The sequence below is a fragment of the uncultured Mucilaginibacter sp. genome, from assembly GCF_903913935.1.
Classification (GTDB): Bacteria; Bacteroidota; Bacteroidia; order Sphingobacteriales; family Sphingobacteriaceae; genus Mucilaginibacter.
In genome coordinates this window covers 1-7,036 of the sequence record NZ_CAIWNH010000297.1, presented here as the reverse complement: position 1 = coordinate 7,036, position 7,036 = coordinate 1, and the positions used below count along the sequence as shown (strand labels likewise).

Below are 7,036 nucleotides of genomic sequence, written 5' to 3'. Positions count from 1 at the left end.
GGCCGGTGGGCGATTCTTTCCTTATTTTTTTGATCAAACGGTTAAAAACCGTACGCAGGTCTGATGCAAATTGAAGGTTCTGCTGATGTTCCATTTAAATAGTAAGCTAAACTTATTAGTTTTCCTTACAAATATCGAATATTTGGGCGGTGGTTTTATCATTTAAATGCAAGAAGGTAATTAAATTGCATCTTAAAGTCTCCTCTGCAGGGGGAGATTATTCCTGCCGTTATTTTATGTTTAACGGCACTCCTTAGTGCTATACAGTTTAACGGGGCTCAAATAAAAACAACAAATGCCAATTATATTATTAAACTTGTATTTGCGTTAAAAGAAACTGAATAGTGCTGAATTATGAATACGGCCGGTAACTATGAGCTTTTGATTGAAAAGATAAACCTGTTTATCCGTAAATACTATTTTAACCAGTTTTTGCGGGGGCTTATCTTCCTGGGCGCAGGGCTGTTTTCGGCCTATGTCGTGATCACTGTAAGCGAGTATTTCGGCAATTTTAATATCCTTTTCCGTACCGTCCTTTTCTACTTTTTTATTTTCCTCAATATCGGCTTTATTTGCTGGCTGATTCTGCCATCCTTATTGGCCTGGCTAAAATTAGGCAAAACGTTAACCCATGACCAGGCGGCTGAAATTATCGGGAAACATTTTGGAGATGTAAATGATAAGTTGCTCAATACACTTCAGCTTAAAAAACTTTCTGAGGCGGATCCGCAGCACCGGGCATTGATTGAAGCCGGCATCGACCAAAAAATAGAAACACTAAAACCGGTTAGCTTTCCGGCAGCTATTAATATTAAAGAGAATGCTAAATATTTAAAGTGGGTAATATTCCCGGCGGCAATCATTTGTATTATTGCTTTAGCCGCGCCTTCGGTACTTACCGAAAGCACCAAAAGGCTCATCAGGCATAATGAATATTTTGTGCCGGTAGCGCCATTTAATTTCATTGTACAAAACAAAACATTGTCGGTTGTACAGGGCGATGACCTAAAGCTTGACCTGAAATTGCAAGGTGATAAGCTCCCGGCGGATGTTTATGTTGAAACAGCACACAACACCTTTAAACTGGATAAGGAAAATATCAGCAAATTCCATTACCTGTTTACCAATATACAAAAAAACACATCATTTAAACTTACCGCAAATGGCTTTACCTCTATGCCCTATGAAATTAAAGTAAATTTGCGCCCGGCATTGCTGCATTTTGATGTTGACCTGGATTACCCTGCCTATCTGCATAAAAAAAATGAAACCATACCAAATGCCGGCGATTTGACCGTTCCTGCCGGAACCGTAGTAAAATGGAACTTCCATACCCAGAACGCAACCTCCATGCTGTTTTTGATAAATGGAAACGCAGGAACGCTTAATCCTGCTGCGCCGGATGTGTTTGAGCATAAGGAAAGAATTATTAAAAACAGCGTATATAAAATTACACCGCTTAATACGATGGTTAATCATAGCGATTCGGCCAGTTACCGGGTAAATGTAATAGCCGACGAAATGCCGGCAATTACAGTTCAGGAAAAACAGGACTCGATCAGCATCAAGACACTTTATTTTAACGGAAATATACAGGATGATCATGGGTTTTCGTCACTCAGCTTTAATTATAAAGTGGGTGACCCGGGAGATAAGGCAGCCCTTAAAACCTTTTCCAAACAAGTAAAAGCTGATCTGGGCCAAACACAAGCCAGTTTCTTTTACTACTGGAATTTGAAAGACATGGGTATAAAACCCGGTGACCAGGTAACTTATTATTTTGAGGTGGCTGATAATGATGGCGTGAATGGACCCAAGAAAGTGCGTTCTCCCGAACATTCCCTTCACATCCCCGATGCTGCGGAATTGAATAACGAGTTGAACGCAGGCACACAGGAAGTAAAACAAAAAATGGAGTCGGCCATAAAACTTGCCGGGCAGGTAGAGCGCGAATCGCAAAAACTCAATGAGATGTTGCTGGATAAAAACAACCTTTCATTTGATGAAAAAAAACAGATCCAGGACCTGATGCAAAAAAAGAAGGATCTGGATGATTTGGTAAAAGAAATACAGGGGGAGAATAAAAAGAATTTGTTTAACCGCCAGGAAAATCAGCAACAGGATAAAAATCTGAGCGAGAAGCAACAGCAGATGGAGCAATTGCTGGATAAGTTATTAGATCCTAAAACAGAAGAAATGCTGCAAAAATTGGCACAAATGCTGCAGCAGGAGCAAAAAGAGGGAACAAGGGACCAACTGTCGAAAATGCAGATGGATAATAAGTCTCTGAAAAAAGAGCTTGACCGTATGCTGGAGCTGTATAAAAAACTGGAGTTTGAACAAAAGCTGAATCAAAATGCTGACCAGTTAAAGAACCTGGCGCAGGAACAGCAGCAATTATCAGAACAAGCGAAACAGCCCGACGCCAACGCAAAGGACCTTCAAAAAGAGCAGGAGAATTTGAATAAGAATTTCAAGGATATCAAAAAATCATTGGACGACCTTCAAAAAACCAATGAGCAGGCCGAACACAAGCAGGAATTTGATAATCCGAAGCAGGAGGAGCAGAATATTGACCAGCAAATGCAGAAAAGCACGGACGAATTGAGCAAGAACGATCCGAAAAAAGCAGCGCAATCACAGCAAAAGGCTGCCAGCCAGATGAAAGAGCTTTCTGAAAAAATGCAGCAAAAGGAGCAGGAAGGTGAAGAAAGCCAAAACACAGTTGACGCACAGCAATTGCGCGAATTATTAAAAAACCTGGTGAATAGTTCATTTGCGCAGGAAAAGGTAATGCAAACGTTAAAGAACACCAGCACAAATGATCCCAATTATATCACGCTGTCGCAAACACAAAAAAACATAAAAGACAACCTTAAAACGGCAGAAGATAGCCTATACGCCTTGAGCCGGCGCATTCCACAGATACAAACCACCGTTAATCAGGAAATAGCAGGTATAAATGACCATATTGACCAGGCGCTGCAGAATTTAGGCGAGCGCGTTACGCCGGAAGCCTCCCGCAATCAGCAATATGCCATGACCTCCATGAATAACCTTGCATTAATGCTAAGCGAAGCGCTGGATCAGTTGCAAAATGCGATGAGCAAGGGAAAAAGTGGCAAAGGCAAGGGGAAACAGCAATCGGTTTCATCGCTGGCCAGGATGCAGCAGCAGTTAAATCAAAACATGCAGAAGGCCCGTGAGCAAATGCAGCAACAGGGAAACCCGGGGAAAAGTCAAAATGGAAATAATGAAAATATTAGCGAACAATTAGCTAAATTAGCGCGTCAGCAGCAGGAGATAAGGGAAGCCTTGCAGCAATTAAACAGGCAGGAAAATAAGGACGGAAAAGGAAGTTTGGGAAATTTGGATAAAATTTCACAACAAATGGAACAAACTGAACGCGATCTCGTAAACAGGAGAATATCGGAAGAAGCCATCAAACGCCAGCAACAAATACAAAGCCGGTTATTGGAGGCAGAAAAGGCCGAACAACAGCGGGAACAGGACCAGCAGCGCGAAAGCCATGCAGGGAATGATGTCCCACCGGGTTATATTAAAGCACTGCAGGAATACCGGCAGGCCAATGAAAAACAAACTGAGCAGGTAAAAACTATACCGCCTGCACTAAATTTTTATTATAAATTAAAAATAAAATCTTACTTTGATCTACTCAACGCTAAATGACATGGACCAATCAAATGTTCAAACAAGTGAAATGTATACCTTACAGTTGCCTTCTAAACAGGAAAGCATAACACTGCTGGAGAATTTGATAGAAGAAATTGCCGATAAACACAAAATTAGTGAGGATACTTTTGCTAATATGATGACTACACTTAGTGAGGCCGCAATTAACGCTATTGTACACGGTAACAAGCTCGACCCCGCAAAAAAAGTTATTATTAATGCCGAAATTGAAAATCGCCGCATTAATTGGACAGTTACTGACGAAGGCGACGGCTTTGATTATAACAATCTGGCAGATCCAACTTCACCGGAAAACCTCGAAAACTTAACCGGCAGGGGCGTATTCATTATGAAACACCTGGCTGATCAATGCATTTTTAATACAAAAGGCAACGAAGTTGAACTTCACTTTAAATTATAATGCCGGTAATTCATTTTTTTGAAGAAGACATCACCTATAAGTTAAAACGTAAAACCCTTGTAAGGCAATGGATCGCCCAGACCATACTTGCAGAGGGTTATAAATTAAAAGAGCTCAATTATATTTTTTGTTCTGATGACTATTTATTGCAGATCAACCAGCAATACTTAAACCATGATACCTATACAGATATCGTAACCTTTGATAATTCAGAAAGCGAAAAGGTTATTATCGGCGACATTTTTATCTCGATTGAGCGTATCCGCGAAAACGCAAAAAAATTTAGTACCAGCGAAACCGACGAACTACACCGTGTTATCATTCACGGTGCTTTGCATTTGCTCGGTTATAAAGATAAAACTCCTGTTACCAAGCAAAAAATGACACAAAAAGAAGATTTCTATTTGAACAAAAGAAGTTTTATTGGCTAATTTTACCTTCATCATACGCTCTTCAAAACCAATCTTTTAAAAATATGAAAATTCTTTTTTTAATTTTTGCAACGATGCTTATTGCCCCATCTTCGGTTTATGATTTCAAATTGAAAAATATTGATGGGCAGGTCTTTTCGCTGGCCCAGTATAAGGGCAAAAAAGTGTTAGTAGTTAACACAGCATCAAAATGCGGCTTTACCCCACAATACGCCGAACTACAGAAACTGGCGGATCTTTACAAGGACAAATTAGTTGTAGTTGGATTTCCCGCAAACAATTTTGGACAACAGGAACCGGGAACAGCTTCAGAGATCAAAACATTTTGTACGGCCCGTTTTGGCGTAACTTTTCCGCTCAGCGAAAAAGTAAGTGTTAAAGGCGATGATATTTGCCCTTTATTTAAGTATCTGACCGAAGCCCCAAACCCTGACTTTACCGGCGAGATTAAATGGAACTTCGAAAAATTCCTGATCGACGAAAATGGCAAATTGATACACAGGTTCCGCTCTCAAACTACACCGATGTCGACGGATATCACCAAGTATTTGTAACACCTGATAAAACTAAGTTTTTAGCCGCCTCAAAATTAATTTTGAGGCGGCTTTTTTTATGCCGCGCCATCCCATCGGCCTATCCCGGCATTGCTATAAGATTACGTTGGTATAGCTATTCTCTGCAATCGTATATACATTAAGCGCGTTGGTGTAATTTACAACCAGCGTGTTTAATTTTAGCTTAGCTTTATACTAAACTATATTCAGATAACCTGTCATTGCGCTAGCAATGACAGCGGATGGCTGTTTGGTTTTCTGTTATTTAAGCCGATCCTTTTGCAAATAAAAAATGAACGTCAATATCATCCCTAACCCATATCACTATGCAAAACCAACAATTTACTGTAGCCGAATACCTGTTAACCCGGTTGAAACAATTGAATGTGACCGATGTGTTTCAAATCCCGGGTGATTATGTAAAACATTTTACCCAGGCGCTTGAATATTTTGAAGGGGTTAATGCTATAGGGGCGATAAATGAACTTGATGCAGGCTATGCCGCCGATGCTTATGGCCGCACACGGGGGCTGGGAGCGGTATCGCTGCAATATGGCGTAAGCACATTCAGTGCCCTTAATGCTATTGCCGGTGCCTATGTTGAATTTAGCCCGGTAGTAGTGATCAGTGCATGCCCGGGTGCCGATGCCCGGCAGATCACCAAAATGTACGCTGTGCTGTATCATCATTCAACCGGCAATATGGCTGCCGATCAGGAAATATACCAGCACGTAACCGTCGGCGCTATAACGTTAAGCACGTCGGTTGGCGCACCAGAAAAGATCGACAATTTGCTTATCGCTGCTATTACGCACAAACGACCGGTTTACATCGCCTGCTATAAAGAAGTTTGGGGAGAGCCCTGCCCGATGCCGCCCGATGATATTTTGCAGCCGATTGTCATCAAAAGCGATCCGCTAGCCCTTGAAAATGCTATTGAACAGGCCTGGACCCAGATAACCGCTGCAAAAAACCCCTTAATTTTCGCAGGGGTTGAAGTGCTTCGCCATGGATTATCGGGCCTTTTACAAGAAATAATTGACGCCAGCGGGATGTTGTACACTACAACCAGCGAGGGCAAAACAGTGCTGGATGAAGACGGCGACAAGTTTATCGGGACCTATTCGGACGCTGCCTCCATTCATGAAGTACATCAACTGGTAACCGAAGCAGATTGCTTCCTTACGTTTGGCACTATTATCACCGACGATTACCTGGTGTTTATTGAAAGTAAATATGCAGATATGGTGCTGGCGACCACCGGACAGATAAGGGCCGGCTATTTTATTTATGAAAACGTAACCATGAGGGACTTTATGGAAGCCCTTCTATATAAATTTAAAAACGATTATTCCTACCCGTTAAACGCCGCAGCGCCGCCAAAGCCTGTTTACCCGGAACCCTGGTTGGCCAATTCCGATCCTTATTGGAACGACAAGCCAGATACCATTACCTATAATCGCTTTTTTCAGCATTCGATGAAGTTTTTGGATGATAATAACCTGTTGAAGGATATTGTCATCACCCTTGGCGTAAGTTCATCTTTATATGTTGCCACCAATGCCTACGGTTTGTCGCAGGGTAGTTTTATTTCGTCAGCCGCCTGGCAGTGCATTGGTTTTGAAACAGGTGCAGCTTCGGGCGCCCAGTTGGGAAGCGGAAAACGGGCGTGGACCATCGCCGGCGATGGTGGGTTTATGATGGTTTGCCAGTCGCTTTCAACCCTGGCACGCAATAATTTAAATGCGGTAATATTTGTGATGAGCAACGGTGTATACGCCATTGAACAGGTTTATGTAGATATGGACTCCTTTAAACCCGGGCCACAATATAAGTTCGATGCATTTGATATCCTGCCCGAATGGGACTATATGGCGCTTGCGAAAGCTTATGGCGCGGAGGGGTTCCGCGTAACAACGATTAACGAGTTGGTATCG

General features: G+C 42.0%; 5 protein-coding genes. All 5 read left to right on the top strand.

The genetic code is table 11. The features are described from left to right. Window positions 1-354 precede the first annotated feature (354 nt). Complete coding sequence (locus QZY09_RS11810; protein WP_295672636.1) at window positions 355-3,690, top strand: DUF4175 family protein; 3,336 nt, start codon at window positions 355-357, stop codon at window positions 3,688-3,690. Between the two features lies 1 nt (window position 3,691). Beyond that, window positions 3,692-4,114, top strand: a complete 423-nt coding sequence (locus QZY09_RS11805) for an ATP-binding protein (protein WP_295672634.1) — start codon at window positions 3,692-3,694, stop codon at window positions 4,112-4,114. Beyond that, the gene (gene ybeY, locus QZY09_RS11800) at window positions 4,114-4,545 is read left to right on the top strand and encodes an rRNA maturation RNase YbeY (RefSeq protein ID WP_295672632.1); all 432 of its coding nucleotides are present in this window, start codon (window positions 4,114-4,116) and stop codon (window positions 4,543-4,545) included. The genes QZY09_RS11805 and ybeY overlap by 1 nt, the downstream gene beginning before the upstream one ends. A gap of 44 nt (window positions 4,546-4,589) precedes the next feature. Then, window positions 4,590-5,099, top strand: a complete 510-nt coding sequence (locus QZY09_RS11795) for a glutathione peroxidase (RefSeq protein ID WP_295672630.1) — start codon at window positions 4,590-4,592, stop codon at window positions 5,097-5,099. A 326-nt stretch (window positions 5,100-5,425) separates the two neighbouring features. Continuing rightward, window positions 5,426-7,036: thiamine pyrophosphate-dependent enzyme (locus QZY09_RS11790; RefSeq protein ID WP_295672628.1), on the top strand; the 1,611-nt coding region annotated here is incomplete at its 3' end.